The following is a 25,074-nucleotide window of genomic DNA, read 5'->3' on the forward strand; positions in this document are numbered from 1 at the left end:
CGGTCCTGCAGCGGCGTCAGGAGCGCCCGCCCGTCGGGTCACCCTCCGCCGGCCCGGCGTCCTGGCGGGAAGCGCGCCGGACGGCCTCCGCGAACCACCGGTCGAACTCGGCGCCGATGTCCTCGGGTCGCATGCGCAGCGTCTCCGCGGGGCTCGTCGCCTCTCGACCGGCGACGTAGAGCCGACGCACCATGTCGGTCGTCGGCGTCCAGTGCCTCACGCGCCCCGTCCTGCGCCGCTGGTCGGCGCGGGCCCCACGGCGGTTCCGCCGGGAGTGCTCGCGCCGTCGTCGTGTGGACCGTCGACGAGCTCGACCAGTCCTCGCGCGCTGCTCATGTCGAGCAGGTCGAGGACGGGCTGCGGGGCATCGACGAGCCGCGGACGGCTCGCGGCCGTCACCTTCATGAGGAGCAGGTGCAGGCCCGACGAGTCCATGAAGGTCACGCGCCGGAGGTCGATGGTCTTCGGGAAGCCGTCGATGGTGGAGGCCAGGGCCCGCTTGACCCGGTGCGTCACGGAGAAGTCGATCTCGCCCCACATCACCCACCGCGACCCGCCGTCCTCGATCGCGACGTCGCCCACTACTTCCCTGTTCACCGTGATCCGCACTCCTCGTCGTCAGCGGCTCGACGGTACGCGCCATGTCGCGTGCTCGCTCACCGAGCGGGTCCCCCGCGCTCACGCGAGCCCCGACAGCTCCCCGCACGACGCGACGCGCACGAGCCCCTCCGCGGCCCGGGCCCGCTCGGCGTCCTCCGTGACGAGGGCGTCGGCCTGGAGGCTGGCGACGGCGACGTACTCCGCGGGCCCGGTGTCGTCCCAGCCGAGGCGGTCCGGGACCTTACAGTCCGGGCTCGGTCGCGTCCTCGCCTTCCAGGTCTCAGGCCTCGGGCGGGACGATCGGCGTCGGCTCGAGCGACGCCCGCAACGTGTCCATGACCGCGTTCTCCACGAGCACGGGCACGAAGTCGCGCACGTGCGCGTCGTCGAAGACCTCGAGCTCGGCGTGCACCTGCGCGCGCACGTCGTCCGGGTCCACGCCCGGGAACCGGTCCGCGATGCGCTGGACCACGACGTCGATCTCGCGGGTCTCGTCGGCTGTCATGCGGGCAGGTTCGCACGGCGCGGTTGCGGCAGGGCGAACGTGCCGTGAACTCGGGGGTCCGCCGGAGCAGCACGACGACGACCCGTCGCACGTCGGCCGTCGTCAGGCAGCGCGAGCGCGCCCTCGTGCCCTCTCGGTGTCCCGCATCCCCAGCAGCGACACACCGACGCCGTACGTGACGAAGTCCCCGTAGGGCTCGAGGCGGATCCCCACGAGCGCTCCGCGCGCGCCGTCCTCCTCGACGTCAAGACCCTTCAGCAGCACCGCGCGCACGCTGCCGGGGATCGACGCCGCGGGCACGAGCGTCGCGACCGCGGTGAACGTGACGGTGGCGGCGGGCACCTTGACCCAGGGCACGAACGGCAGACGCTTCGGGACGGGTACCGTGACGGAGACCTGCGGGTTCGCCGCGAGGTGCTTCGCCTTCCACTCGTCGTCGTTCGTCGTCGACCACAGGCGGCGCCCTTCGACGTGGAGCATGACGCCCGCGGTCCGCGCTTCGCCGCGCGCCGACACCATGCCCAGGACCATGAAGTTCTGCTTCAAGAGGACGCGCCACACGTCCCGCGTCGTGAGCTCGACCATCGTGTCTCCGCTCGTGCCACGCCCCCGGACCGTCCGCCCGGCGGCCGTCGACGCCAGGCTAGCCGTCCCCGCGGACCGAGGACAGGACCGGGCCGTAGACTCGAACGAGTGCAGTGCCACCACTTCGACGCCTGGCGGTGCCGGTCGTGCACGCTCCTCGAGCAGCCGTACCCGGCCCAGCTCGCGGGCAAGCAGCGGCACTGCGCCGACCTGCTCGCCCCGCTCGCTCCCGGGCTGCGGTGGCTCGACCCGGTGACCTCGCCTGAGGCCGGTTTCCGCAACAAGGCGAAGATGGTCGTCACGGGGACCGTGGACGACCCGGTGCTCGGGATCCTCGACGAGGCCGGCGGCGTCGACCTCACGGACTGCCCCCTCTACCCCGCGGCGCTGCAGGACGCGTTCGGACCGCTCGCGGAGATCGTCACGCGAGCACGCCTCGTCCCCTACGACGTCCGCGCCCGGCGGGGCGAGCTGAAGTACGTGCTCGTGACCCTGTCGCCCGACGGCGACCTCATGGCCCGGTTCGTCCTGCGCTCGACCGAGTCGGTGCCCCGGCTCCGCAAGCACCTGCCCGCGTTGCTCGACGCGCTCCCGCGGCTGCGCGTCGTCTCCGCGAACATCCATCCCGAGCACAAGGCCGTCGTCGAGGGCGAGACCGAGATCCTCCTCACCGACACGGAGACCCTGCGCATGTCGGTGAACGGCATCGACCTGCACCTGCGCCCGCAGAGCTTCTTCCAGACCAACACCGAGGTCGCCGCGGCGCTGTACCGCCAGGGCCGCGACTGGGTGGACGACGCCGGCCCCTCCTCGGTCTGGGACCTGTACTGCGGCGTCGGAGGGTTCGCGCTGCACGTCGCCGGTGCGGGGCGCGACGTCGTCGGCGTCGAGACGAGCGTCGAGGCGATCGCGAGCGCGCGGCTCACGGCGCAGGACGCAGGCCTGGACCGCACGACGTTCCACGCCGAGGACGCGACGGCGTTCGCGCTCGGGTCGTCGCCTGGCGCGCAGCCCGGACTGGTCGTCGTGAACCCTCCGCGCCGCGGCGTCGGCGAGACGCTGAGCACGTGGCTCGAGGCGTCGGACGTTCGGCACGTCGTGTACTCGAGCTGCAACGCGACGTCGCTCGCGCGCGACCTCGCGCTCATGCCGTCGTTGCGGCCGCGCGAGGCGCGCGTGCTCGACATGTTCCCGCACACCGCGCACTACGAGGTCGCGGTCCTCCTCGAGCGCGCGTGACGCGTCGCGGGCCGCGTCACACGCTCTCGCCCGCCCGGCGCGCGGCCTCGACCGCCGCGTCCTCGACCCGCTGCCGGTAGGCCGTCCACTCCGCGTCGGACTGCTCGGGCAGGTCTCCCCGGCCGTTGCCGGCGGCGCCGTCGACGAGCTCGCGCACGATGTCGGCATGACCCGCGTGGTGCGCCATCTCGTCGAGCATGTGCACGAGAATCTGGTGGAGCGTCACGACGCGCCGCTCCGGCGGCCACCACGGCACCTCGCCGCGCGCGTCGAGGTCGAGACCGGCGACCGTCTCGTCCGAGATCTCGGACGAGCGCCGGAAGAGCTCGAGGATCTCCTCGCGCGACTCGTCCGCGGTCGCCCACATGTCGGCGTTGACCTCCATGTCCTCGCCGTCGAACCACGGCATCGCGAGGTCGTGCGTGCCGCCGAAGGTCTCGCACAGGTAGCCGACCTGCACGCTCGCGACGTGCTTGAGCAGCCCCAGGAGGTTGGTGCCCGTGCGGGTCAGGGGGCGACGGACGTCGTGCTCGCTCAGCCCTTCGGCCTTGCCGAGCAGCGCCGCGCGCTCGCGCGCGAGGTATCGCAGCAGCGTGTCCTTGGGGTCCTCCGGCGACGGGTTCGCAGGTGGGGTCGTGGCAGGTGCGCTCATTCCCCGGACGCTACTCCCGGCCACCCGCAGCGGTGCCAGACTCGCCCCATGGCGACCCTCCACGAGCAGATCACCGACCGCCTCGCGTCGTTCGTCCTGGCGCAGCCGGTGTTCTTCGTCGGCACCGCCCCGCTCGCCGCGGACGGTCACGTCAACGTCGCCCCCAAGGGCATGGCGGGGACGTTCGCCGTCCTCGGGCCGCACCGCGTCGCCTACCTCGACTACACGGGATCGGGCGCGGAGACGCCGGCCCACCTCCGCGAGAACGGCCGCATCGTCATCATGTTCTGCGCGTTCGACGGGCCGCCGAACATCGTGCGGTTCCACGGCACCGGGCGCTACGTCGAGGCCGGCACGGAGGAGTTCGACGCGCTGCGCCCCCTCTTCGCCAAGGACCAGACGGCCGGGCAGCGCGGCGTCGTCGTCGTGGACGTCACGCGCGTCTCCGACTCGTGCGGCTTCTCCGTGCCCCGCATGGAGCTCGTCGAGGACCGCGACCTGCTGGACCGCTGGGCGGCACGCAAGACGCCCGAGCAGCTCGACGACTACCGCCTGCTCAAGAACTCGCGGAGCATCGACGCGCTCCCGGCTCTCGACGGTGGCGCGGCGGCCCAGACCCTGACGCGCGACCCGTCCCGCTCGTCCGTCGTCTCGCCCAGCAGCCGGTAGCCGGACCGCTCGGCGACGGCCTCGCTCGGCTCGTTGCCCACCCGGGTGAGCAGCCGCACCTCCGCGGCGCCGCTGTCGTGCGCCCACCCCGTCAGCGAGCGGACGGCGCGCGTCGCGAGGCCGCGTCCGCGAGCGCCGGGAAGCAGCGCGTAGAACACGGCAGGTGCCGACGTGCCGAGCCCGGCGATCCCCGCGACCCCTGCGTCCTCGCCGTCGCACTCCACCACGTAGCGCACGCCGACCCCGGCCTCGGCGCGCTCGACGGCTGCGCGCGCCCAGCGGCGCGCCTGCGCGTCGGTCATCCGCGGCGGCACGAACGTCCACCGGGGTACGTCGTCGACGCGGGACAGCGCCTGCTCGAGCGGCCAGTCGTCGACCGTGGTGCGGCGCAGCAGCACGGTGGGCGTGCCGACCACCGGGAGCGTCGACGGGGGGTGGACGGTCACGTCCGGTCCTCGCGCGTGGCGGCGAGGTACGCGGCGCCACGCGGCGAGATCCGGTACCCGACCTCGAGGCTCTCCGTGAGCCCGAGCTCCTTGAGCCGCCGCACGCGGACCTTGAAGTCGTCGCGCGCCACCCCGAGCCCGGCCGCGAGCTCGCGCGCCACGACCCCCGGGTGGGCGGCGACGAGCTCGAGGTAGGCGCGCGTCCACGGCTCGGTGGCGGCCCGGTCCTTGCGGGCGAGGCTCGCGCCGATCCGCTCGACGGCGGCCGCGTCGAGCTCGGCGTCCGCGCGCAGCGCGACGCGCGGGTCCGCGCCCGCGAACCGCAGCCCGACGCGATAGAGGTCGCCCTCGCGCGCTGCGCCCCGGGCCAGCACGCGCTCGGGGGAGGCCAGACCGGCGAGCCGCGCGTCGGCGTCGGGCACCAGCGGGACGCCGTCCGGTCCGAGCGGGACGCGCTCGACCGAGGTCACCTCGACCACGCCGATGCTCGTCCGCTGCCGCGTCCCGACGTGCACGCGCGGCACGGTCCAGCGGCGGAACGCGAGCGTCACGGTCCCGTCCTGGATGCCCTGCAGCGTCCGCGCGTCGAGCAGCACGGCTCCCACGATCCCAGCCCGCCCGGCAGCCCGCGAGCGGTCAGGCGAGCTCCGGGCGGCGCGCGACCGTCAGCACGTGCGTGTCCGGCCAGTCGACGGGCTCGCCGGTCGTGGCGTCGTGCAGCGTCGCCACCGGCGCGAACGCGTGCTCGACGAGCCAGTCGTTGCGCCACGCGCCGCTGCCGGGCTCGAGCTCGAAGCCCGCCTCCTCGAGCAGCGACGCCCATCGCGGTCCGCTGAGGTCGCAGAACCGCTCGTGCGCCTCCGACAACCAGTTGTCCACGTAGTCCTTGCGCGTGAGGAACTCCATCGCCTCGCGCAGCGTGAGCCGCCAGCGCCCGTCGCCCAGCCGCTCGGGAGCGAACGTCGCCCCCGACGACCGCGGGAAGTCGTGCGCGAACTGCGCGAGGCGCGCGTCGGTCGACAGCCCGCCGACGTACGCGGCGACGTCCTCGCGCGCGAGCGAGTCGAGGTCGGTCCGTGCCCCGTCCGGCCCGTCCCCGGCGGCCGCAGCGCCGTCGTCCGTCCGCAGCGTGAGCACGACGACGCGGCCCGGGTCCGCGGGCCCGCACACGTCCGAGTTGACCCAGACCCCTCCGGGCCGCGTGTGCCGCAGCACGCGCCGGGCGAACAGCTCGACGTCGCGCACGCCGTCCCCGTACGACGACACCTCGTGCGTGAGCGCGATCGTGAGCGTCGTGTCCACGGACGCGTCCGGCATGACCGACCGCGCGAGGATGTTCGCCTGCACGAACCACACGTTCGGGTTGGCGAACACTCCTTGCGCCTTCTTGTGCTCGGCCTCGGCGACCAGGTGCCGCGCGACGTCGACGCCGAACAGGTCGGACTCGTGCAGGCGCGGCTCGCGCGCTGCGTGCTCCAGCAGCCCGCCGGTCGCGCACCCGATGTCGACGACCCGCCCGGGACGCACGTGCGGCGCGACCTGCGCCCACTTGCGCGCCGACGCCTCCTCGAACGCGGCGGCGTACGTGCGGTAGTCGCGCGTCGTCGTGAGGTCGCCGTCGCCCGAGACCACCGGGTCGGCGAAGATCTCCCGCACGTGCGCGACGAGGCCGTAGCGCGCGTAGAAGTCGGGCACCGCAGGGTGCGCGACCTCGCGCCAGTGCTCGTCGCCCGCGGCGAGGAGCTCGACGACGTCCCACGGCCGCGCGACCGTCCCACCCGTCGCGCGCGCCCCGCCGCCGGGTCCGCCGTCGTCCTCCGCCGCGTCGAGCTCGACTCCCGCGACCCGGAAGCCCAGCTCGCGGTAGGCGTCGATCAGGGACGGCGTCGAGCACGCCACGACGGTGTCGGCCGGCGTGGGCTCGCGGCCGGTGCCCGTCGCGACGCTCGTCACGACGAGGGTCGCGAACCGCGGGTTCGGCGCCGCGTCCGGCACGGGGACGACGACGCTCGGCAGGCCCTCGCGGACCGCGACGTTCTCGATCAGCGCCTCGCGGCGGTGTCCCGGCAGCGGGTTGCGCCGTGTGCCCGAGTGGTTGGCGGAGGTCACGACCCAGACGACCTCGACGTCGGGGGCGCAGCGGACGCGCCGCCCGTCGAGGTCCCGGACGAGCCCGGCACGCAGGGCGCGCAGGTAGTCGACCTGGAACCGCGTGACGAGGTGGTGACGGCCGGGGAAGAGGATGCGGCGGACGGGGCCGTCGGTTCGGTGCACGGGGCTACGGTGCTGGTGGCGGGTCCCGCAGCGCAAGTCCGCCCGTACCGGAGGGGACGGCCGGCGCGGGCCGCGAGCGCACTGGACGCCCGTCCACGATGCGGTGGGCACCTGACCTGTGGCACGGTGATCGCGATGTTCTGGATCATCGCGGGGGCTGTGCTTGTCGTGTCCGGCCTCGCGATCTCCGCGGCGGCCGTCCGCGCCGTGCCCCGGGGCCGGTCGACGGGCGCGAACGGGTTGGCGATCGGCTGCGGTGCGGGACTCGTCCTCTGGGGCGTGATCGCGATCGTCGTCAGCCTCGTGCTGCGGTCCTGACGCGAGGCTGTCCGCGCCGGGTCGTGCGATCCGTGCGACGGTGGACGCAGGCTCACCGAGGAGGACGACGATGGACGTGCTCTCCGCCCACGGGGACGCGATCGGCGCGTTCGACGCACGCGTGCGTCCGCTGACCGACGACGACTGGGCCCGGCGCACCCCGGACGACGACTGGACGGTGCGCGACCTCGTCAACCACCTGACGGCGGAGCAGCTCTGGGCGCCGGAGCAGCTCTGGGCGCCGGAGCTCCTCGCCGGCCGGACCCTCGCGGACGTCGGCACCGTGCTCGACGGCGACGTGCTGGGCGACGACCCCGTCGACCGCTGGGTCGACGCGTCCGTGCAGGCGCGCGAGGCGTTCCTCGCGCCGGACGCGCTCGACCGCGTGGTGCACCTGTCGTACGGGGAGACGTCCGCGGCGGAGTACTGCGCGCAGATGACGTTCGACCTCGTGGTCCACGCGTGGGACCTCGCCCGGGCGACGGACGGCGACGAGGTCGTGGACCCGGCGCTCGTCGCGTGGGCGCTGCACTACGCGGAGGCGCGCTCCACGCTGCTCGACCCGGGCCCGCTGTTCCGCGGCCCGCTCGACGTCGAGGACGACGCGGACGACCTCACGCGCCTGCTCGCCCTCACGGGCCGCCGCCGCTGACCGTCGGGGTCCGGGAGCATCAGGCGCCCGGGGTCTCCCCCGCGGCGTCGCACAGCTCGCGGTACTCCGTGAGGCCCTCGCGCGCCGAGGCGACGTCGAGGTCGACCGACTCCTCGGTCCCCGTGTCGAGGTTCTCCTGGAGCTGGAGGAACGGCACGCGCACCGCGTCGACGGCGCCCTCGAACTCGGGCGGCACCGTCACCGAGAGGCTGCCGAGCTCGATCCCGACCGCGGTCATCGTGCTCACGGTCTCGGTCCCGGCCCCGTCCTCGCTGATGCCGACGAGCGCGGCGACGACGCGGCGCTCGAGCGGCTCGTCACCGTCGACGTACATCGCGGCGCACGCCTGCTGCGCCGTGAGGGTCTCGTCCGGGCTCGCGGTGCCGTCCGTCGCGTCGGCGCCCGCACCGGTCGACGACGTGGCCGACGGCGTGGGGTCGTCCGGCTCGTCGGCCCCGCCCGAGCACGCGGTCAGCAGGGCGGCGCAGAGCACGCCGGCGACGACGGCGGCGGACCGGGACAGGGCGGGTCGGGAGGAGACGGGTCGGAGGGCCATGGACAGCATGGAACCATCCGCACCGGGGAGCGCCCAACCCGGGGGCGGCCGGGTGAACGGCCGGCGAAGGGTCGGCGACGGGCGGCGCGGAACCCTGGCGCGCCACCGCCCGCGTGGCGAGACTGACGACATGGCCCTCGACGACCTGCCCCGTCTTCTGCTCCCGGTGGCGACACGCGCAGGGCGACCGGCCGTCGTCGCGCACCGCGGGAGCTCGTCCGTCGCACCGCAGAACACGCTGGCCGCGTTCGAGTCGGCGTGGCGCGCGGGTGCCGACGCGATCGAGCTCGACGTGCACCTCACGGCGGACCGCCGCGTAGTCGTGCTCCACGACGACACCGTCGACGAGACGACCGACGGCACGGGTCGCGTCGCCGACCTGACCCTCGACGCGCTGCGCGGGCTCGACGCCGGGGCCTCCTTCTCGCGCGCCTACGCCGGGCAGCGCGTCCCGACGTTCGAGGACGTCACGCGCCTGGTGGCGGAACGGCCCGGCATCGACCTGCTCGTCGAGCTCAAGGGGATCTGGTCGGCCGACGACGCCCGGCTCGTCGCGAAGGAGGTCGACGCCGCGGGACTCGCCGGGCGCGTCGTCGTGCAGTCGTTCTGGCCGCCGACCGTCGCCGCCCTGCGCGACGCCGCGCCGCACCTCGCGCGCGGTCTCCTCCTCGCGCTGCGTCCCGACAGCACGGACGAGCTCGTGCAGGTGTGCGCCGACCTGGGCGTCGCGGCGTGCAACCCGGAGCTCGCGCTGCTGCGGCGCGAACCGGACCTCGTGGACGTGCTGCACGACGCCGGTCTGCGTGTCCTCGTGTGGACGGCGGACGAGCCCGGGGAGTGGCTCGACCTGCTCCGTCGCGGGGTCGACGGCGTCGTCACCGACCGGCCCGACCGCCTCGCGGGCTGGCTCGACGGCCGTCTCGGCACCCCGGACGCCCCGCTCGCCGGGTGAGGCGGCGCCGCGCGACCTAGCCTCGACGGATGAGCGCGACGACCCCGGCCCCGGCACCCGCCCCGGCGTCCCCGGACACCGCCCCCGCGGTGCCTCTCGCCCCGACCACGGGGCTGCGCCCCTCCCGCCACGATCGCCCCGACCGAGGCCCGCACGCCCACGGTGTGCGTCCTCGCCCTCACGCCGCTGCTCACGATCGAGATCGAGCCCGCGGGGCCGCACGAGTCGTCGCCCGAGGTGCACGTCCACCCGGGCGGGCAGGGACTGTGGCTCGGGCGCATGGCGTACTCGCTCGGCGCGCGCGTCGTCGTGTGCGGACCGTTCGGCGGGGAGACCGGCACGGTCGCGGCGCACCTCGCGCGCGCCGAGAACCTCGAGCTCCGCACGGTCGGGACGGGCGGCAACGGCGCGTTCGTCCACGACCGGCGCAGCGGCGAGCGCACCGAGGTCGTGACGATGGACCCGTACCCCCTCAACCGGCACGAGGTCGACGACCTGTACAGCACCGTCCTCGTGAGCGCCCTCGACGCCGCCGTCACGATCCTCACCGGTTCGGAGACGGCGGTCGGCGTGCCCGCGTCGTTCTTCGGCCGGCTCGCGCGCGACCTCCACGCGTCCGACCGTCAGGTCGTCGCGGACCTGTCCCGCGACCAGGCGCGCGCCGTCTGCGACGCGCCCGGCGTCGTGCTGAAGATGAGCCACGAGGAGCTCGTCGAGGGCGGGTTCAGCGACGACGACTCCGAGACGGCGCTCCTCGCCTCCGCCCGGGGGATGGTCGACGCCGGCGTGCGGGCCGTCGTCGTCTCGCGCGCGCAGGACCCCACGCTGCTCGTGACGCGCGAGCACACCTACCGCGTCACGACCCCGCGCGTCACGACCGTGGACCACCGCGGCGCGGGCGACTCGATGACCGCCGGGATCGCCGTCGGGCTGGGGCGCGGTCTCGAGCTGCCCGACGCGGTCCGCATGGGCGCCGCCGCGGGGGCGCTCAACGTCACGCGGCGGGGGCTGGGCACCGGTCGCCGCGACCAGATCGAACGCTTCGCGCGGCGTGTCACGGTGCGCGAGGCCTCCTGACCGACCGACGACCCACCCGGAGGACATCGTGCACGCACTCGTGACCAACGACGACGGGATCGACTCCCCCGGCCTGGCCGTGCTCGCCGGCGCGGCCCTCGACGCCGGCTACGACGTGACCGTCGCCGCCCCTGCCCGCGAGTCCTCCGGGGCGAGCGCGTCCCTGCTCGGCGCCGAGCACGACGGACGCCTCGTCGTCGAGCCCCGGGACGCGCCCGGTCTGCCCGAGGGCGTGACGGCGTCCTTCGCGGTCCGCGCCGCGCCGGCGCTCATCGCGTTCGTGGCGGCGTACGGCGGGTTCGGCCCGAAGCCCGACCTCGTGCTCTCGGGCGTGAACAAGGGCGCGAACACGGGCAACGCGATCCTGCACTCCGGCACCGTCGGCGCGGCGCTGTCCGCGACGACGCACGGCATCACGTCGATCGCGGTCTCCGTCGACGCCGCCGAGCCGCGGCACTGGGAGACCGCGCGGCTGGTCACGGACCACGTGCTCGACTGGGTGCGCAGCACGCCCCTCGAGGGGCGCACGCTCAACGTCAACGTCCCCGACTGCCCGACGGACCGGCTCCGCGGGCTGCGCTCGGCACCCCTCGCGACGTTCGGTCTCGTGCAGGCGCGCGTGCACGAGGACGGCGACCGCCACCTCATGCTGCAGTACTCGGGGACGGAGCGGCACTCGGAGCCCGAGTCGGACACCGGCCTGCTGACGCGCGGCTGGGCCACGGCGACCCTGCTGCGCGCGCCGTTCGCCGACGCGAGCGTGGAGATCCCCGGGCTCGGGTAGACCCTCCGTCCGTGCGGTCGTCCGCCGAGCACGGGGTCCGCCACCGGATCTGACCGGATCCGGTGGTCAGTCCCGTGCTCGGCGGTCGCCGTCCCCGTGCTCGGGATCCGGGTCCTCGGCCTCGTCCTGGTCCCGCCGGGCGTCCGCCGAGGCGTCGAAGGCCTCCTCCTCCACGCGCGCGTGCTCGGCAGTGCGCTCGCGCTCCTCGATGACGTCCTGCCCCGGTCCGGAGAACGCCTTCGAGCGCTGCTCGCCCTCGGCGCTGCCGCTGAAGAACGCGGACTCGGCCGCCTCCGGCACGCCGTCCTCGTCGTGCCCGACGGCGGGCAGCAGCCTCGTCTCGCCCGTGGCACCGCCAGCCGGGCCGGGGACGACCCCGACGAGCCGGGTCGGGTCCTCGCTCGGCACGGCTCCTGCCTTTCCCGCACGCCGGATCGTGCCGAGCACGACGGGCGCGTCGGCGCGTCGGGAGCCGCGGTCCGGGGGGAGCCGCGGCGGGCGCGACGGCGCGACGGGCGGCTCGTCGTCCGCCCGGTCGCCCTCGTCGTCGGGACGCCGGTCCGCGGGCCGGTCGGGTCCCGGGCCGTCCGCCTGGGCGTCGTCCGGGTGCGCGGCGAGCGCGGGCCTCCCCGCGTCGTCGGGCACGGTCGTGGCGGCACCCTCCCAGCGCGTGCGCGGCAGGCCCTGCGGTGCAGCCCGCTGCAACCAGTCCACGAGCCCTTCACGGACGAAGCAGCGCAGGTCGAACAGTGTCGGGGCGTCGTGCGCGCTGACGAGCGCGCGCACGCGCACGAGCCCTCCGACGGCGTCGGTCACCTGGAGGATCCCGACGCGCTCGTCCCACAGCTCGGTGAGGGCCAGCAGCCGCTTGAGCTCGGCGCGCATCGCGCCCACGGGCACCTCGAAGTCGAGGTCGAGCTCGACCGTGCCGAGCAGGTCCGCGGCGCGCCGTGTCCAGTTCTGGAACGGCGTCGTCGTGAAGTAGGTCGAGGGGAGGATGAGCCGCCGGTCGTCCCACAGGTGCACCACGACGTACGTCATGGTGATCTCCTCGATCCGGCCCCACTCCGCCTCGAGCACGACGACGTCGTCCACGCGGATCGCGTCGGTGAAGGCGATCTGCATGCCCGCGAAGACGTTCGCGAGCGACGTCTGCGCGGCGAGCCCGGCGACGATCGAGATGAGGCCGGCGGACGCGAGGAGGCTCGCCCCGGCCGCCCGCGCCTCGGGGAACGTGAGCAGGACGCCCGCGATCGCGCACACGACGATGACCGCGACGGTGAGGCGTCGCAGCACCGTGATCTGCGTCCGCACGCGGCGCGCGTGCCGGTTGTCCGCGGTGTCGATGCGGTACCGCTGCAGCGCGGAGTCCTCCAGCACGAACGCGAACGCACCCACCCACCACGCGCCGACCCCGATGAGCGTGATGAGGAGCAGGTGCTCGACGACGGGCAGCCACGGCGTCGACGCGTCCGTCGTGAGACGCACCGCGACCCACACCGCGAGGACCATGAGGATGGCACGGTCCGGGCGGCGCAGCCGCCGCGAGAGGTCGCGCATCAGCTCGCTGCGCCGGCCGAGGCGCCGGACCACGGCCGAGAGGATCGTGCCGAGCAGGAACGCGACCACGATCCCGGCGGCGACGGCACCCAGCGTCACGAGGATGTCCGTGGCGTTCTCGATCTCCGGTTCCATCCCCCCAAGGTAGGCAGCACACGCTCTCGGCGCGCGAGGCGGTGCCGAGACGCGCGTCACCGCGGGGCCGGCCGCGCGACGGGCGCCGGCCCGACGCCGGGCCTACCGTGGGCGCATGATCTCGTGGGACCTCGCCCTCTCCCTGCGCGACGCCGGTCTGCGGTGGTCCCCCGCCTCCGGCGACCGGTTCCGGCTGCTGGCGACCGGTCCGGGCGGCGACGTCTTCACCGTGAGCGACATGACGATCGAGCCGCACGAGTTCGACACGGGCGTCGTGCTCGGCTTCAACGGCACGACCGAGTGGGCGCTGGACTCCGTGGCGCTCGAGGACGCGCTGTGGCACCCCCTGGAGGACCAGCTGCGCGAGCTGCTCGGCGGCACGTTCCGGTGCCTCGAGCGGACCGGCGACGAGTACGTCGTGCACACCGTGCTGCTCGACGACGCCGCGACCCACGCGGCCGCCGACCCGGCCGACGCCTACGGCCGGGCACTGCTCGCCCTCGTCACCGCCAGCACCGGGGACCGCCCCTGACCGGCCCCGTGAACCGTCGGTGGCGGGACGGTCTGCGCGGTGCGCCGACCACGTTCCGCCGGGTCCTGCACGCCCTCGGGAGAGATCCGGCCCCCGTGGACGCGCCGGAGCCGCCCGACGTCCCTCCCGACCTCGTCCCGCTGCTGCGCGCGCTCGGCCGCGACCTGCTCGACTCCGGCCAGTCCGTCACGGACGTGGAGGAGGCGCTGGAGGCCGTCGCGCAGCGGTACGGGGCGACGACCGTCGGGACGCTCGTCCTGCCCACGGGCGTCTTCGTGCGGGTCAGCACGGCGGGCGGGACGCTCACCGACTTCGCGGCCGCCGCCGGGAGCGGGCTGAACCTCGACCAGATCGGCGCGATCTACACGCTCGTCCGGCGCCTGCGGACGACCGACGTGCCGCTCGCCGAGGCCCGCTCCGAGCTCCGCGCGATCCGGGCACGACCGCCCCGTTTCGGCGCGCCCGTGACGATCGTCGGGCACGGGCACCTCACCGTCGGGTTCGGCCTCGTGCTCAACCCGACGGCCCACCTGCTCCCGGTCTACCTCGTCCTCGGCATGTTCGTCGGGGCCCTGCGCTGGCTCGGGTCGCGGTGGCCGACGCTCGGCACCGCCCTCCCGGTCGTCGCGGCGTTCCTCGTCACGGTCGTCGCGACCGACGTCGTGCAGCCGTGGCTCGGCGACGAGCCGTTGAGCGTCCTCGTCCCCCCGCTCGTGTCGTTCCTGCCGGGCGCGGTGCTGACGGTCGCCGCGATCGAGCTGACGAGCAACCAGATCGTCGCGGGCGCGAGCCGGCTCGTGTACGGGGTGGCCCAGCTCCTGCTCCTCGTCTTCGGCGTCATCGCCGGCGCGGCGGTCGCGGGTCGGCTCGACGCCGCGACCGCGCAGCCGACGCTGGGCTGGTGGGCGCCGTGGCTCGGCGTGCTCGTCGTCGGCGTCGGGCAGATGTACTTCGCGTCGACGCCGCGCGGCTCGTTGCCCTGGGTGTGGGTCGTGCTGCTCGGCGCGTACGCCGCCCAGCTCCTGGGTGCGCTGGCCGCCGACCCGCTCGCGGGCTTCGTCGGCGCGCTCGCCGTGGTGCCGCTCGCGACGCTCGTCGAGCGGACCCGGAGAGGCCCGCCGGCCGTCGTCACGACGCTGCCCGCGTTCTGGCTCCTCGTGCCCGGCGCGCTGAGCCTGCTCGGTCTCTCGGACCTCGTGAGAGGCGGGCCCGAGGCCGCGCAGGAGCTCGCGAACGCGGCGGTCGCGGTGTTCGGGATCGCGCTCGGGACGCTCGTCGGCAGCGGCGTCACGCGGGACGCGAGTCGCGTGACACGTACCCTCTTCACATCCTGAGCACGGGTTCCGCACCCCATTCGCGAGGCATCCTCGCGGAAATGGGCGCGACTGGACGTCTGACTAGTTGACGATTGAACGGTCGGTCGGGATCGCCACGCGCGTCCGGGAGCCGACCTCGTGGTGCGAGGGCCTGAGCGTCCCGCCACGACACGCACGCCGTCGTGGTCACCGCGCCCGCCCTTCGTCCGGCTGCCCCTGCCCGGGGCGGCCCCGCCGGGCCCCGTCGACCACGACCCGACGATCGGACCCCGGTTTGACTCTGCTGCACCACGACGCCCGCGGTACCCGCCGGCCGACCCCCGGCGAGGACCGCTAGATGGGCCGCCACTCCGCTCCGCGCACCTCGCTGCGCTCGACCCTCGGTGCGACGGCTCGCCTCGACGCTCTCGTGCCGCCCGTGACGGGCCCGCGCGCCCGCCGCACCGCCGTCGGGACCGGCGCCGCCCTCGCGGCCGTCGCGCTCACGGCGACCACCGCCGCCGCCGCGTTCGTCGACCCCGCGGGGACCTCGACGCAGGGCGCGACGACGCCGGCCCCGGAGACGACCTCTCCCCTCACGACGGCGGGCTCGCCGGCCGTCGTCGCGGACCCCGCGGTGATCGACGCCGCGAGCGACGCGCTCGTGCGCGCGGAGTACGTGACGAGCGAGCAGGCGGGGTCCCTCCCCGCCGCCCAGGCCGCGAAGATCGAGGAGACGCGGACGCGGCTCTCCGAGGCGATCACCGCGACCGGAGGCTCGGCCGACGTGCTGTCCGCCGCCGCACCGGAGGCCCCTGCCACCGAGGACGCAGCCGGCGCCGAGGACACGGCGGCCGCGAAGACCGCAGCGGCGGAGGACGCCGGCACCGAGGCTGCCACGGCCGACAAGGCCGGCGAGGCCGCAGGTACCCAGGCTGCAGGTGCCGAGACGGCCGACCGGGACGCCGACAGGGCGAGCCGCAGCACCGAGCGCACGCGTCTCGACGAGCTGGCCGCACCGCTCACGGGGGGGCTCGTGGCCCCCACGCCGCTCGAGCCCGCCACGGACGGTGCGGCGGACGCCGAGCCGTCGGGCGACGCGACGTCGGCAGCAGACGACGCTCCGGACGAGGACGCCCCGTCCGACGCGGCGACCGACGACGCCGCGGCCACGGAGAAGGCGGCGGCCGCCGAGCCTGCTGCCGAGGACGACGCCGCGACGGTCGCGCCCGCGAGCGCCGACGACATCACCGCGCTGACCGCCGAGCTGCGCACGCTGCTCGACGCGACCGAGGCGGGAGTCGCCGTCGAGGTCGTCCCCGGCCCGCCGTCGGCAGCCGAGGTGGCCGCCCAGCTCGACCAGTGGGCGACCTCCACGGCCGGGTACGGCAACGGTCAGATCCCGGCCGAGGTGCTGTGCGAGCTGTCCTTCGCGCCCGGCGAGATGCTGCGCTGCGACGCCGACCACCAGATCGAGGCGCTCAACCTCAAGTACCGCGAGGCGTTCGGCACGGACCTGTCCGTCACCGACTCCTACCGCTCCTACGGCTCCCAGGTCTCGGTCAAGGCGTCGCGCGGCTACTACGCGGCGACCCCGGGGACGTCGGACCACGGCTGGGGCCTCGCGCTCGACCTCGGTGCCGGCGTGCAGAGCTACGGCACCGCGCAGTACGAGTGGATGCGGGCCAACGCCCCCGCGTTCGGCTGGGACAACCCCGAGTGGGCCCGCGCCGGCGGGTCCAAGAACGAGCCGTGGCACTGGGAGTACGGCGACCTCTCCTGACGCTCCCGCACCGCGCCCGACGCCCCGCGACCGCTCCCGGTCGCGGGGCGTCGTCGTCCCGAGGCGGCGGGGCTACGTGGTCAGCGCCGCCGCGACGAGGAGCATGGTCACGAGGAAGCCCGTCACGAGGTTGAGCCACAGGAACGTGCGCCACCCCGCGTTGGCGCGCTCGCAGTCGGCGTCGCGCACGTCCCGGAAGCGCAGCACGTTCACCGCGTACGGGAGCGGCAGGAGCGCGGCGAGGACTCCGGGCCACGGCAGGGCGGCGAGGACCACCGTCGCGGCGACGTACGCGCCCGCGGCCCCGAGCACGGTCGCGCGCGCCCCGACGACGGTCGCGACGGACCCGATGCCCGCCTCCCTGTCGGCCCGCACGTCCTGCACGGCGCCGAACGCGTGCGACGCCGCCCCCCAGAGGAAGAACCCGACGAGCACGGGCCACACGGTGCGCGCCCCGAGGTCGGCGCCGACGAGCACGAGCGCGTACAGCAGCGGCCCCACGAAGTGCATCGACGACGTCGCCGAGTCGAGGAACGGCCGCTCCTTGAACCGCAGCACGGGTGCCGAGTAGGCGACCACGAGGAACACCACGAGCGCGAGCACGAGGCCCGCTGCCAGGTCGCCGAGCGCCAGGAGCCAGACGACGAGCGGGACGTTGGTCAGCGCGCACGCCCACAGGATGCGCCGGTGCGTCGCGCGCGCCGTCGCCGGGTCCGCGAGCGCCCCCTCGATCCCGCCCTTGCGGGGGTTGCGCAGGTCGCTCTCGTAGTCGAAGACGTCGTTCACGCCGTACATGAGCAGGTTGTACGGGCCGAGGAAGTACAGCGTCCCGACGACGAGCGCGACGTCGACGCGCCCGCCGGTCGCGACGAGGTACCCGGCGGCGAACGGGTACGCGGTGTTGATCCACGAGAACGGGCGCGACGCCGCGAGCACCTCCTTCACGACGCGTCCCCTCCGGTGGCGGCGTCCGGTCCGGCGGCGTCGTCCGGTCCGACGGCACGACGACGACGTCCGAGGACCGTCCACAGCACCGGCATGCCGAGCGCCGCGGCGACCGCGTAGGCGAAGTCCTCGAGCGGCGCGCCCCAGAGGTACACGCCGAGGATCTTGTCGGGGTCGTAGACGTACAGGTCGGCGGCGATCATCAGCGTGTCGAACACGAGCGTGAGCACGCACAGGACGAGCACGGTGAGCGTGAGCGGAGCCGGGCGCAGCCGGCGCAGCACGCGCCACGACACCGCGACCAGCACGACGAGGACGATCACGTTGAGCACGATGTTCGTCATGCGTCACCGTCCCGGTCGGCGAGCCCGGCTCCCCCGCCGGGCGTCCGGTGCCGGCCGCGCAGCACCTGCTCGAGCAGCCGCCACACGACGAGCGCGACGTAGCAGAGCAGCGTGAGGAAGAAGACCTCCTCGATCGGGAGGTCCGGCGCGATCAGGACACCCGTCATCCACGGGCTCTCGCCGCGCGCGAAGATGCCGAGCACGAGCCCGGCGACGTCCCACAGGAGGAACCCGACGACGCCCAGACCGACGGTGAGGGCGGCACGGCGCGCGTCGTGCCAGAAGGCGAGACGGAACCGGCGGTCGATCACGGCCATGCCGCCCAGCGAGACGGCGAGCGCGCCGAGGTAGGCCAGTCCGGTCACCCCCGCGTCACCGCCGCACCGCGACGGGCCCGCCGAGGCGCTCGGGCCGCCGGCTCGCGTCGAGGAAGCCCGGCCGCAGCGGCTCCGGGAGCGGACGGGCGGACGTCTCGCCGAGCAGCCGCTTGGCGACGAGCTCGGCGCTGATCAGGCACATCGGCAGTCCCACGCCGGGGATCGTCCCACCTCCCGCGTGGTACAGCCCGTCGACGCGCGGCGACACCACCCCGGGACGCCACAGCGCGGACTGCCGCAGCGTGTGCTCCATGCCGAGGGCACCGCCGCGCCACGCCGACAGCTCGGTCGCGAAGTGCGCGGGCCCCAGGACGCGCCGGGTCACGACACGACCGGGCAGGTCGTCGATCCCCGCCCACGCGCCGACCTGGGCGAGGTAGCGGTCGGCGAGCCCTTCGAGCGCACGCTGCGACGGGGCGTCGGCGCCGAGCGCCGGGTCCGCGGGGAACGGGACGAGCACGAAGAGGTTCTCGTGGCCGGGCGGCGCGGCGGGCCTGCCCGACGCCGGCCCGTCCGTCGCGGTCGTGCGCGACACGTACAGGGAGGCCGGCTCGGGCACGCGCAGCCCGGTGACGGTGCTCCCCGCGTCCGTGCCGAGGATCGCCTCGAAGTTCCGTGGCCAGTCACGTGTGAAGAACAGCGAGTGGTGCGCGAGCTCGGGCAGCTCGCCACGCACCCCCGCGAGGACGAGCAGCGCCGAGACCCCGGGGCCGTGCGCGTCCCACCAGGAGTCGGGCCGCGTCGACCAGCGGCGGTCCAGCAGGCGGGTCTCGGTGTGGTGCAGGTCCGCGGCGCTCACGACGACGTCGGCGGCGACCACCTCGCCCGAGGCGAGCCGGACGCCGGTGGCGCGCCCGCGGCGTCGGGCACCGGGCTCGACCTCGATCGCCTCGACCTCGACGCCCGTGCGGATCTCGACGCCCTCGGCGCGCGCGAGGCGCTCGATCGCCTCGATCACGGTGTACATCCCGCCGCGCGGGTAGAGCACGCCGTCGACGAGGTCGAGGTGGCTCATGAGCGAGTAGAGCGCCGGCGCCCGGTACGGCGACGACCCGAGGAAGACGGCGTGGTACCCGAGCACCTGGCGCAGGCGGGCGTCGTCGACCGTGCCCGCGGCGTGGTCCGCGAGGGTGCGTCCGAGCAGGCGCGCGAGCCGCGGCAGGCGGCGCACGACGTCGGGCGAGAGCGCGCGGTCGGGCCGCTCGAACGTCGTGTAGAGGAAGTGGTCGAGGGCGAGCCGGTAGGCCTCCGTGGCGTCGTCCGCGTACGCACCCATGCGCGCACCCGCCCCGGGCTCGAGGGCGTCGAACGCGGCGAGCGTCGCGGCGCGGTCGCGCGTGACCTCGAGCGTCGTGGCGTCCGGGCCGCCGGAAGACGCTGGGCCGTCGGTGCCGTCGGGCTCGAAGAAGACGCGGTAGGCCGGGTCGAGGCGCACGAGGTCGACGTGGTCCTCCACGCGCTCGCCGAGCAGCGCGAAGAAGTGCTCGAACACCTCGGGCATGAAGTACCACGACGGCCCGGTGTCGAACCGGAACCCGTCGAGCTCGAGCGTCCCGGCGCGACCGCCGACCGTGCCGTGCCGTTCGAGGAGCGTCACCCGCGCCCCGCCCCGCGCGAGCAGGGCGGCGGTCGCGAGCCCGGCGATGCCGCCGCCGACGACCGCGACGCGCGGGGCCCTCACACGACCGCCCGGTTGCGCGTCGCGACCGACCGGCCGCGCGGCATGGCGACCTGGCCGAGGAGCTGCGTGCTCGCCGCCCGTGCGGCGAGCGCGAGCTTCACCGGGTCGGCGACCCGCACGCGCACCCGGAGGATCTCCTCGGGCGGGGTCGCGCAGAGCCGCGCGAGGAGCCGGTCGTAGACGGCGAGCGTCGCGGCGACCGCTACCCGAGCGCGCACGGGGAGACCCGGGAGCGACGCGCGCGCCGCCGCGAGGTCGGCCTCGACCTCGGCGCAGAACGCCTCCACGTCCCGCCGGCGCAGGCGGTCGGGCACGACGCCGGGCAGGTACCGGCGGCCGAGGTCCGCGTAGTCGGTGCGCAGGTCGCGCAGGAAGTTGATCTTCTGGAACGCGGCCCCGAGCGCGCGGGCACCGTGGACCAGCGTCTCGTCGGGCGCGGTCAGCGGGTCGCGCGGGCCGCGGTGGGCGTTGAGGAAGACGGCGAGGCACATGAGCCCGACGACCTCCGCGGAGCCGTACACGTACCGCTCGTAGCTCTCGCGGTCGTGCACGTGCACGGTCAGGTCGGTGCGCATCGAGGCGAAGAAGGGGTCGATCTCGTGGTGCCCGATCCCGCACCGGCGCGCGGTCCGCGCGAACGAGTGCACGACGAGGTTCGTGGACCAGCCACGCTCCAGCGCGCGCGCCGTCTCGGTCTCGAGCTCGTCGAGGACCTCGGCGGCGCCGTCGCCGCGCCGCGTGTCGACGACCTCGTCCGCGATGCGCACCAGACCGTACACGGCGTCGATCCCGTCGCGGGTCGCCCGGTCGAGCAGTCGCGCCCCGAGGCCGAACGAGGTCGAGTAGGACGCGAGCACGACCCTGCTCGTGCGCGCCGCCGTGCGGTCGTACAGGTCGTGCTCGGCGCCCACGCCACCACTCCGTCCAGGGTCGTCGAGGAACCGGGGAGCGCGCGGCCCCACGCATTCCTCAGCATGCTGAGGAATGTCATGGTCTCATGCCGCAGCCGCGTTCACACGTCGGCGGGCACCTCGATCCGACGAGGACCGGCCTGCCACGCCTCCCACGCCGACGAGATGATCTCGGGCAGGCCCTGCGACGCGCGCCAGCCGAGCACCTCGTTGATGCGGCGCGGGTCGCCGACGAGCTGCGGCGGGTCGCCCGCGCGGCGCGGCTCGATCTCCGGCGTGACGTCGAGCCCGCTCACGCGACCGATCTCGTCGATGACCTCGCGCACGGACGACCCCTCCCCCGTGCCGACGTTGAACACGTCGAACGGCCGCTCGTCGGCGTCGAGGTAGTCGAGGGACGCGAGGTGCGCCTGCGCGAGGTCGAGCACGTGGATGTAGTCGCGCAGGCACGTGCCGTCCGGCGTCGGGTAGTCGTCGCCGAAGATCTTGGGTCGCTCGCCGCGCTCGAGGCGGTCGAGGACCATCGGGACGAGGTTGAGGACCGCGGGGTCGCCGAGCTCGGGCCAGCCCGCACCGGCGACGTTGAAGTAGCGCAGCGCGACGAACCGCAGGCCCCACGCGCGACCGGCCGCGCGGCCGAGCCACTCGCCGACGAGCTTGGTCTCGCCGTACGGGTTGATCGGCTCGGCGTGCAGCTTCTCCTCGACCATCGACACCGACGGCATGCCGTAGGTCGCCGCGGAGGACGAGAACACGAGCCGGTCGACGCCGGCCGCCTGCATCGCGGTGACGAGGTTCGTGAAGCCGCCGACGTTCTGCTGGTAGTACCACGCGGGCTTCTCGACCGACTCGCCGACCTGCTTGCGTGCCGCGAAGTGGATGACGGCGCGCACGCCGTGGTCCGTGAGGGCTCGGGTGAGCACGTCGACGGCCTCGGGCGCCGCGACGTCGACCTGGACGAGCTCCGCGTCGCCGACCCGGTCGGCCCGGCCGGTGCTCAGGTCGTCGACCACGACGACCTTCTCGCCCTTGTCCTGCAGCAGCCGCACCACGTGCGCGCCGATGTATCCCGCTCCGCCGGTCACCAGAATCGTCATGCGGGCCAGCCTAACGGCGGGCCGCCCTGCCCCTCCGGGCCGTCCCGGCCGCGCGCACGGGACCTCAGTGGTGCGCGGACGACTCGGTGCGCCGCATGTCGGGCGGCTCGATCTGGAACGTGCAGTGGTCGACGTCGAAGTGGCCGCTCAAGCAGGTCTTGAGCCGGCGCAGGACGTCCGTCCCCTCGCCGCGGGCGAGGCGATCCGCCTCGACCTCGACGTGGGCCGACATGACCGGCACGCCGGACGTGATGGTCCAGGCGTGCAGGTCGTGCACGCCGACGACGCCGGGGACGCCCTCCATGTGCTCGCGGACCGCGGCGAGGTCGACGCCCGGGGGCGTCGCCTCGAGCAGCACGTGCGCGACGTCGCGCAGCAGCAGGACGGCCCGCGGCAGGATCATGAGGCCGATCGCGACCGACGCGATCCCGTCAGCGCGGGGGAAGCCCGCCGCGACGGCGACACCCGCGGCGACGACGGCGACGGAGCCGAGCAGGTCGCCCAGCACCTCCAGGTACGCCCCGCGCACGTTGAGGCTCTCGGCCTGGCCCGCGGAGAGCAGCCGCAGCCCGACGGCGTTGGCGGCGAGACCCACGAGCGCGACGACGATCATCACGCCCGCGCGGATGTCCGGCTCGGGCGCGCGCACCCGCCCGACGCCCTCGACGATCACGGTGACGGCCACGAACGCGAGGACGAGGCCGTTCGCGAGCGCGGCGAGGATCTCGGCGCGCTGCCAGCCGAACGTGCGCTGCGACGTCGCCGGGCGGGCGGCGAGCCAGCTCGCGAAGAGGGCGAGCGCGATCCCCGAGGCGTCCGTGAGCATGTGCCCCGCGTCCGCGAGCAGGGCGAGCGAGCCCGAGACGAGCGCGCCGACCACCTCGCCGACCATCACCGTCAGGGTGATGGCCAGCACGACGGCGAGCCGCTTGCGGTGCGCGCCGGTCGCGGTGCCGTGCGCGTGGTGCCCGCCGTGACCATGACCATTCCCGCGGCCGCTCACGACGCCTCCTCGGCGCGCGGGAGCGGCGCGAGGGCGACGTGCTCGGCGTCGGCGAGCAGGTGCGCCACCTCGGGACGAAGCAGGCGGTACCACGACGACCGTCCTTCGCGCCGGACGGCGACGACCCCGGCGTCGCGCAGCATCGTCAGGTGGGCCGAGACGGTGGACTGCGCGAGCCCGAGCTCGCGCGTGAGGTCGACGACGCGGCGCTCGGCGCCCGTCAGCAGGTGGACGAGCGCGAGGCGGCTCGGCTCGGCGAGCGCGTGCAGGAGCCGCGCGACGGCCTCGTGGTCGTGCGTCGAGCTTTCCATCGCCATATGGCGATGTTATCGCCGGATGCCGATGAATACCAGGCGGGCGTCTACCCCCAGCCGAGCTCGTGCAACCGGTCGTCGTCGATCCCGAAGTGGTGGGCGATCTCGTGGACCACGGTGATCGCGACCTCCTCGACCACCTCGTCGCGCGTCTCGCAGATCGCGAGCGTGGGATTGCGGTAGACGGTGATCCGGTCGGGCAGCGACCCCGCGGCCCACATCTCGCCGCGCTCGGTCAGCGGCACGCCCTCGTACAGGCCGAGCAGCTCGGGGTCGTCCGCCGGCGCGTCGTCCTCCACGAGCACGACCACGTTGTCCATCTGGGCCGCCAGGTCCGGGGGCACGAGGTCCAGCCCGTCGCGCACCGCGTCCTCGAACTCCTCGAGCGTCATCTCCACCACGGGACCATCCTCCCCCGCTGTACACTGGCCGACGTCCTCGAGCCCCCATCGTCTAGCGGCCTAGGACCCCGCCCTTTCACGGCGGTAGCACGGGTTCGAATCCCGTTGGGGGTACGCAGGATCGTGCAGGACCGGCGGTCACCAGCCGATTTACGGATCGGCTCCTCGGTACGGTACGATCCTCTCGGTTCGAAAGCAGCCCGCCGGACGGCGAGAAGCGGAAGAACTTCAGCATCACAGCAAGGCCCTGTAGCGCAGTTGGTTAGCGCGCCGCCCTGTCACGGCGGAGGTCGCGGGTTCAAGTCCCGTCAGGGTCGCGCGAGGCGAGAGCCCGGGCCGGTCGACATCGGCCGCCCGGGCTCTCGTGTCAAGGCTCTGTAGCTCAGTTGGTAGAGCGTTCGACTGAAAATCGAAAGGTCACCGGATCGACGCCGGTCGGAGCCACCCACGAAGCCCCCGCCGGGGAGACATCGGCGGGGGCTTTCTCGTCCCCCGACGCGTCTCGGCACGTCACAGGCGTGTCGAAGAGCTCTCCGTCGACGCGCGGGAGTTGCGGACCGACTCGGCTGCCGGTTGAGTGGGACGAGGATCACCGGCGAAGGGCGGAGACATGAGCGACTGGGTCGACGGGCGCATCCCGCCCGAGGAGCAGAAGCCGACGGTCGGGCAGCTCGTCGAGCGCCTCTCCGAGCAGGCGACGAGGCTCGTGCGTTCCGAGATCGCGCTCGCCAAGACCGAGCTCAAGGACAAGGCGATGCACGCCGGCGTGGGCATCGGGATGCTCGTCGTCGGAGCGGTGCTCGTGCTCTACGGTCTCGGCTTCCTCTTCGCCGCGGGCATGGAGGGCCTCGCCACCGTCATGCCGACCTGGCTGGCGGCGCTGATCGTCGGCCTCTTCCTCGTGCTCGTCGCCGGGACCCTCGCGTTCGTCGGGGTCAAGCAGCTCCAGCGCGGCGTCCCTCCCACCCCGACCGCCGCGGTCGACAGCATCAAGGAAGACGTCGAGACCATCAAGAAGGGGGTCCGCCCGTGAGCGCCGACAAGGCACCCGCGCCGTCCCAGTCCCAGATCGAGGACGAGATCGCGCGCACGCGCGCCGAGCTCGCGGGGACCATCGACGAGCTCACGACGCGGCTCGACCCGCGCGTCCAGGCCTCGCACGTGGCGCAGCAGGCGAAGCAGGCGGCGTCCGACACCGGTGCCTTCCTGTCGGGGGGCGGCTTCCCCGAGGAGGATCCCGACCGGTCGCGCAACGTCAAGCTGCTGCTGGGAGCCGCTGTCGCGGGGACCGCGCTCGTCGTCGCGGCGATCCTCCGCAGACGCTCCTAGGCCGTCGCGCGTCGTCGCGCCGCCCAGGTCGCCGCGCCCTAGGGCGGTCACGCCGCGC

General features: G+C 74.5%; 30 protein-coding genes, 3 tRNA genes and 1 pseudogene. 15 read left to right on the forward strand and 19 right to left on the reverse strand.

Translation table 11 applies throughout. The annotated features are described in order from the left end of the window. Positions 1 to 16 precede the first annotated feature (16 nt). The 4 genes from NFS20_RS14400 to NFS20_RS14415 all read right to left on the reverse strand — a co-directional run bounded on the left by NFS20_RS14400 (position 17) and on the right by NFS20_RS14415 (position 1,690). Positions 17 to 220 (reverse strand): hypothetical protein, encoded by a 204-nt coding sequence (locus NFS20_RS14400; RefSeq protein ID WP_251152482.1) that lies wholly within the window; start codon positions 218 to 220, stop codon positions 17 to 19. Beyond that, a complete protein-coding gene (locus NFS20_RS14405; RefSeq protein ID WP_251152483.1) occupies positions 217 to 597 on the reverse strand; it encodes an STAS domain-containing protein in 381 nt (126 codons plus the stop codon). The genes NFS20_RS14400 and NFS20_RS14405 overlap by 4 nt, the downstream gene beginning before the upstream one ends. Before the next feature lie 283 nt (positions 598 to 880). Continuing rightward, positions 881 to 1,105, reverse strand: a complete 225-nt coding sequence (locus tag NFS20_RS14410) for a three-helix bundle dimerization domain-containing protein (protein WP_251152484.1) — start codon at positions 1,103 to 1,105, stop codon at positions 881 to 883. A gap of 102 nt (positions 1,106 to 1,207) precedes the next feature. Continuing rightward, entirely contained in the window at positions 1,208 to 1,690 is a 483-nt protein-coding gene (locus tag NFS20_RS14415; protein WP_251152485.1) for a pyridoxamine 5'-phosphate oxidase family protein, read from the reverse strand. A 108-nt stretch (positions 1,691 to 1,798) separates the two neighbouring features. On the opposite strand from NFS20_RS14415, the gene rlmC reads away from it, so the two are divergent. Next, positions 1,799 to 2,929 (forward strand): 23S rRNA (uracil(747)-C(5))-methyltransferase RlmC, encoded by a 1,131-nt coding sequence (gene rlmC / locus NFS20_RS14420; protein ID WP_251152486.1) that lies wholly within the window; start codon positions 1,799 to 1,801, stop codon positions 2,927 to 2,929. A 16-nt stretch (positions 2,930 to 2,945) separates the two neighbouring features. On the opposite strand, the gene NFS20_RS14425 is transcribed toward rlmC, so the two are convergent. Then, the gene (locus NFS20_RS14425) at positions 2,946 to 3,581 is read right to left on the reverse strand and encodes a DinB family protein (RefSeq protein WP_251152487.1); all 636 of its coding nucleotides are present in this window, start codon (positions 3,579 to 3,581) and stop codon (positions 2,946 to 2,948) included. A 48-nt stretch (positions 3,582 to 3,629) separates the two neighbouring features. Between NFS20_RS14425 and NFS20_RS14430 the strand changes: the two genes are divergently transcribed. Beyond that, positions 3,630 to 4,250, forward strand: coding sequence for a pyridoxamine 5'-phosphate oxidase family protein (locus NFS20_RS14430; protein ID WP_251152488.1), 621 nt, complete (start codon positions 3,630 to 3,632; stop codon positions 4,248 to 4,250). Positions 4,251 to 4,303: 53 nt separating this feature from the next. Here the strand turns inward: NFS20_RS14430 and NFS20_RS14435 are convergent. The 3 genes and pseudogenes from NFS20_RS14435 to NFS20_RS14445 form a co-directional block, all read right to left on the reverse strand. Further along, positions 4,304 to 4,696, reverse strand: a pseudogene (locus NFS20_RS14435) (GNAT family N-acetyltransferase); the annotation flags it as partial. After that, on the reverse strand, positions 4,693 to 5,301 hold the full coding sequence (locus NFS20_RS14440; protein ID WP_251152489.1) for a hypothetical protein: 609 nt from the start codon (positions 5,299 to 5,301) through the stop codon (positions 4,693 to 4,695). The gene NFS20_RS14440 and the pseudogene NFS20_RS14435, both read right to left, overlap by 4 nt. Positions 5,302 to 5,332: 31 nt before the next feature. Beyond that, complete coding sequence (locus NFS20_RS14445) at positions 5,333 to 6,970, reverse strand: class I SAM-dependent methyltransferase (protein ID WP_251152490.1); 1,638 nt, start codon at positions 6,968 to 6,970, stop codon at positions 5,333 to 5,335. Between the two features lie 135 nt (positions 6,971 to 7,105). On the opposite strand from NFS20_RS14445, the gene NFS20_RS14450 reads away from it, so the two are divergent. Both NFS20_RS14450 and NFS20_RS14455 read left to right on the forward strand, forming a co-directional pair. Continuing rightward, positions 7,106 to 7,288, forward strand: coding sequence for a hypothetical protein (locus NFS20_RS14450; protein ID WP_251152491.1), 183 nt, complete (start codon positions 7,106 to 7,108; stop codon positions 7,286 to 7,288). Between the two features lie 70 nt (positions 7,289 to 7,358). Next, positions 7,359 to 7,940 carry a TIGR03086 family metal-binding protein gene (locus tag NFS20_RS14455; protein ID WP_251152492.1) on the forward strand — a complete coding sequence of 194 codons (582 nt, stop codon included), beginning with the start codon at positions 7,359 to 7,361 and terminating at the stop codon, positions 7,938 to 7,940. Positions 7,941 to 7,959: 19 nt separating this feature from the next. Here the strand turns inward: NFS20_RS14455 and NFS20_RS14460 are convergent, their stop codons facing one another. After that, positions 7,960 to 8,496, reverse strand: a complete 537-nt coding sequence (locus tag NFS20_RS14460) for a hypothetical protein (RefSeq protein WP_251152493.1) — start codon at positions 8,494 to 8,496, stop codon at positions 7,960 to 7,962. Between the two features lie 130 nt (positions 8,497 to 8,626). Between NFS20_RS14460 and NFS20_RS14465 the strand changes: the two genes are divergently transcribed. The 3 genes from NFS20_RS14465 (at position 8,627) to surE (ending at position 11,309) form a co-directional block, all read left to right on the forward strand. Beyond that, positions 8,627 to 9,448 carry a glycerophosphodiester phosphodiesterase gene (locus tag NFS20_RS14465; RefSeq protein ID WP_251152494.1) on the forward strand — a complete coding sequence of 274 codons (822 nt, stop codon included), beginning with the start codon at positions 8,627 to 8,629 and terminating at the stop codon, positions 9,446 to 9,448. A 162-nt stretch (positions 9,449 to 9,610) separates the two neighbouring features. Then, positions 9,611 to 10,525, forward strand: a complete 915-nt coding sequence (locus NFS20_RS14470) for a 1-phosphofructokinase family hexose kinase (protein WP_251152495.1) — start codon at positions 9,611 to 9,613, stop codon at positions 10,523 to 10,525. 28 nt (positions 10,526 to 10,553) lie between these two features. Next, positions 10,554 to 11,309 carry a 5'/3'-nucleotidase SurE gene (surE, locus tag NFS20_RS14475; protein ID WP_251152496.1) on the forward strand — a complete coding sequence of 252 codons (756 nt, stop codon included), beginning with the start codon at positions 10,554 to 10,556 and terminating at the stop codon, positions 11,307 to 11,309. 66 nt (positions 11,310 to 11,375) lie between these two features. Here the strand turns inward: surE and NFS20_RS22295 are convergent, their stop codons facing one another. Then, positions 11,376 to 13,004 carry a mechanosensitive ion channel family protein gene (locus tag NFS20_RS22295; protein WP_353050464.1) on the reverse strand — a complete coding sequence of 543 codons (1,629 nt, stop codon included), beginning with the start codon at positions 13,002 to 13,004 and terminating at the stop codon, positions 11,376 to 11,378. Between the two features lie 115 nt (positions 13,005 to 13,119). Here NFS20_RS22295 and NFS20_RS14485 point away from each other — a divergent pair, with 115 nt between their 5' ends. The 3 genes from NFS20_RS14485 (at position 13,120) to NFS20_RS14495 (ending at position 16,614) form a co-directional block, all read left to right on the forward strand. Next, a complete protein-coding gene (locus NFS20_RS14485; protein WP_251152497.1) occupies positions 13,120 to 13,536 on the forward strand; it encodes a pilus assembly protein CpaE in 417 nt (138 codons plus the stop codon). Positions 13,537 to 13,631: 95 nt separating this feature from the next. After that, positions 13,632 to 14,870, forward strand: a complete 1,239-nt coding sequence (locus NFS20_RS14490; protein ID WP_251152498.1) for a threonine/serine exporter family protein — start codon at positions 13,632 to 13,634, stop codon at positions 14,868 to 14,870. Positions 14,871 to 15,189: 319 nt separating this feature from the next. Further along, positions 15,190 to 16,614, forward strand: coding sequence for a M15 family metallopeptidase (locus tag NFS20_RS14495; RefSeq protein ID WP_251152499.1), 1,425 nt, complete (start codon positions 15,190 to 15,192; stop codon positions 16,612 to 16,614). Between the two features lie 72 nt (positions 16,615 to 16,686). Here the strand turns inward: NFS20_RS14495 and NFS20_RS14500 are convergent, their stop codons facing one another. From NFS20_RS14500 to NFS20_RS14540, 9 genes are all read right to left on the reverse strand, one after another. Continuing rightward, positions 16,687 to 17,559: a prenyltransferase gene (locus NFS20_RS14500; RefSeq protein WP_251152500.1), complete on the reverse strand. Its 873-nt coding sequence runs from the start codon at positions 17,557 to 17,559 to the stop codon at positions 16,687 to 16,689. After that, positions 17,556 to 17,903 (reverse strand): lycopene cyclase domain-containing protein, encoded by a 348-nt coding sequence (locus NFS20_RS14505; RefSeq protein WP_251152501.1) that lies wholly within the window; start codon positions 17,901 to 17,903, stop codon positions 17,556 to 17,558. Before NFS20_RS14505 ends, NFS20_RS14500 begins: the two co-directional genes overlap by 4 nt. Then, complete coding sequence (locus NFS20_RS14510) at positions 17,900 to 18,268, reverse strand: lycopene cyclase domain-containing protein (protein WP_251152502.1); 369 nt, start codon at positions 18,266 to 18,268, stop codon at positions 17,900 to 17,902. The genes NFS20_RS14505 and NFS20_RS14510 overlap by 4 nt, the downstream gene beginning before the upstream one ends. Before the next feature lie 7 nt (positions 18,269 to 18,275). Continuing rightward, positions 18,276 to 19,961 carry a phytoene desaturase family protein gene (gene crtI, locus NFS20_RS14515; protein ID WP_251152503.1) on the reverse strand — a complete coding sequence of 562 codons (1,686 nt, stop codon included), beginning with the start codon at positions 19,959 to 19,961 and terminating at the stop codon, positions 18,276 to 18,278. Next, positions 19,958 to 20,872 (reverse strand): phytoene/squalene synthase family protein, encoded by a 915-nt coding sequence (locus NFS20_RS14520; RefSeq protein WP_251152504.1) that lies wholly within the window; start codon positions 20,870 to 20,872, stop codon positions 19,958 to 19,960. The genes crtI and NFS20_RS14520 overlap by 4 nt, the downstream gene beginning before the upstream one ends. Positions 20,873 to 20,973: 101 nt before the next feature. Beyond that, the gene (gene galE, locus NFS20_RS14525; protein WP_251152505.1) at positions 20,974 to 21,969 is read right to left on the reverse strand and encodes a UDP-glucose 4-epimerase GalE; all 996 of its coding nucleotides are present in this window, start codon (positions 21,967 to 21,969) and stop codon (positions 20,974 to 20,976) included. Between the two features lie 64 nt (positions 21,970 to 22,033). Beyond that, positions 22,034 to 22,972, reverse strand: coding sequence for a cation diffusion facilitator family transporter (locus tag NFS20_RS14530; protein ID WP_251152506.1), 939 nt, complete (start codon positions 22,970 to 22,972; stop codon positions 22,034 to 22,036). Continuing rightward, positions 22,969 to 23,289 (reverse strand): ArsR/SmtB family transcription factor, encoded by a 321-nt coding sequence (locus tag NFS20_RS14535; protein ID WP_251152507.1) that lies wholly within the window; start codon positions 23,287 to 23,289, stop codon positions 22,969 to 22,971. The genes NFS20_RS14530 and NFS20_RS14535 overlap by 4 nt, the downstream gene beginning before the upstream one ends. A 44-nt stretch (positions 23,290 to 23,333) precedes the next feature. Beyond that, positions 23,334 to 23,678 carry a metallopeptidase family protein gene (locus tag NFS20_RS14540; protein ID WP_251152662.1) on the reverse strand — a complete coding sequence of 115 codons (345 nt, stop codon included), beginning with the start codon at positions 23,676 to 23,678 and terminating at the stop codon, positions 23,334 to 23,336. A 50-nt stretch (positions 23,679 to 23,728) separates the two neighbouring features. On the opposite strand from NFS20_RS14540, the gene NFS20_RS14545 reads away from it, so the two are divergent. The 5 genes from NFS20_RS14545 (at position 23,729) to NFS20_RS14565 (ending at position 25,016) form a co-directional block, all read left to right on the forward strand. Next, positions 23,729 to 23,801, forward strand: a tRNA-Glu gene (locus tag NFS20_RS14545). 129 nt (positions 23,802 to 23,930) lie between these two features. Then, a tRNA-Asp gene (locus NFS20_RS14550) sits at positions 23,931 to 24,004 on the forward strand. A gap of 54 nt (positions 24,005 to 24,058) precedes the next feature. Further along, positions 24,059 to 24,131 (forward strand) — tRNA-Phe (locus tag NFS20_RS14555). Between the two features lie 166 nt (positions 24,132 to 24,297). Then, positions 24,298 to 24,720 carry a phage holin family protein gene (locus tag NFS20_RS14560; RefSeq protein ID WP_251152508.1) on the forward strand — a complete coding sequence of 141 codons (423 nt, stop codon included), beginning with the start codon at positions 24,298 to 24,300 and terminating at the stop codon, positions 24,718 to 24,720. Continuing rightward, positions 24,717 to 25,016, forward strand: coding sequence for a DUF3618 domain-containing protein (locus NFS20_RS14565; protein ID WP_251152509.1), 300 nt, complete (start codon positions 24,717 to 24,719; stop codon positions 25,014 to 25,016). Before NFS20_RS14560 ends, NFS20_RS14565 begins: the two co-directional genes overlap by 4 nt. The last annotated feature ends 58 nt before the right edge of the window (positions 25,017 to 25,074 follow it).

Origin of the sequence: Cellulosimicrobium sp. Marseille-Q4280 (assembly GCF_943181405.1) — a bacterium.
Lineage (GTDB): Bacteria > Actinomycetota > Actinomycetes > Actinomycetales > Cellulomonadaceae > Cellulosimicrobium.

Coding starts and splice junctions, on each gene's coding strand:
- NFS20_RS14430 (WP_251152488.1), top strand. CDS start 3,630: ATGGCGACCCTCCACGAGCAGATCACCGACCGCCTCGCGTCGTTCGTC.
- NFS20_RS14460 (WP_251152493.1), bottom strand. CDS start 8,496: ATGGCCCTCCGACCCGTCTCCTCCCGACCCGCCCTGTCCCGGTCCGCC.
- NFS20_RS22295 (WP_353050464.1), bottom strand. CDS start 13,004: ATGGAACCGGAGATCGAGAACGCCACGGACATCCTCGTGACGCTGGGT.
- NFS20_RS14560 (WP_251152508.1), top strand. CDS start 24,298: ATGAGCGACTGGGTCGACGGGCGCATCCCGCCCGAGGAGCAGAAGCCG.
- NFS20_RS14415 (WP_251152485.1), bottom strand. CDS start 1,690: ATGGTCGAGCTCACGACGCGGGACGTGTGGCGCGTCCTCTTGAAGCAG.
- NFS20_RS14540 (WP_251152662.1), bottom strand. CDS start 23,678: ATGACGCTCGAGGAGTTCGAGGACGCGGTGCGCGACGGGCTGGACCTC.
- NFS20_RS14505 (WP_251152501.1), bottom strand. CDS start 17,903: ATGACGAACATCGTGCTCAACGTGATCGTCCTCGTCGTGCTGGTCGCG.
- NFS20_RS14450 (WP_251152491.1), top strand. CDS start 7,106: ATGTTCTGGATCATCGCGGGGGCTGTGCTTGTCGTGTCCGGCCTCGCG.
- NFS20_RS14485 (WP_251152497.1), top strand. CDS start 13,120: ATGATCTCGTGGGACCTCGCCCTCTCCCTGCGCGACGCCGGTCTGCGG.
- NFS20_RS14455 (WP_251152492.1), top strand. CDS start 7,359: ATGGACGTGCTCTCCGCCCACGGGGACGCGATCGGCGCGTTCGACGCA.
- NFS20_RS14495 (WP_251152499.1), top strand. CDS start 15,190: ATGGGCCGCCACTCCGCTCCGCGCACCTCGCTGCGCTCGACCCTCGGT.
- galE (WP_251152505.1), bottom strand. CDS start 21,969: ATGACGATTCTGGTGACCGGCGGAGCGGGATACATCGGCGCGCACGTG.
- NFS20_RS14465 (WP_251152494.1), top strand. CDS start 8,627: ATGGCCCTCGACGACCTGCCCCGTCTTCTGCTCCCGGTGGCGACACGC.
- NFS20_RS14410 (WP_251152484.1), bottom strand. CDS start 1,105: ATGACAGCCGACGAGACCCGCGAGATCGACGTCGTGGTCCAGCGCATC.
- NFS20_RS14535 (WP_251152507.1), bottom strand. CDS start 23,289: ATGGCGATGGAAAGCTCGACGCACGACCACGAGGCCGTCGCGCGGCTC.
- NFS20_RS14425 (WP_251152487.1), bottom strand. CDS start 3,581: ATGAGCGCACCTGCCACGACCCCACCTGCGAACCCGTCGCCGGAGGAC.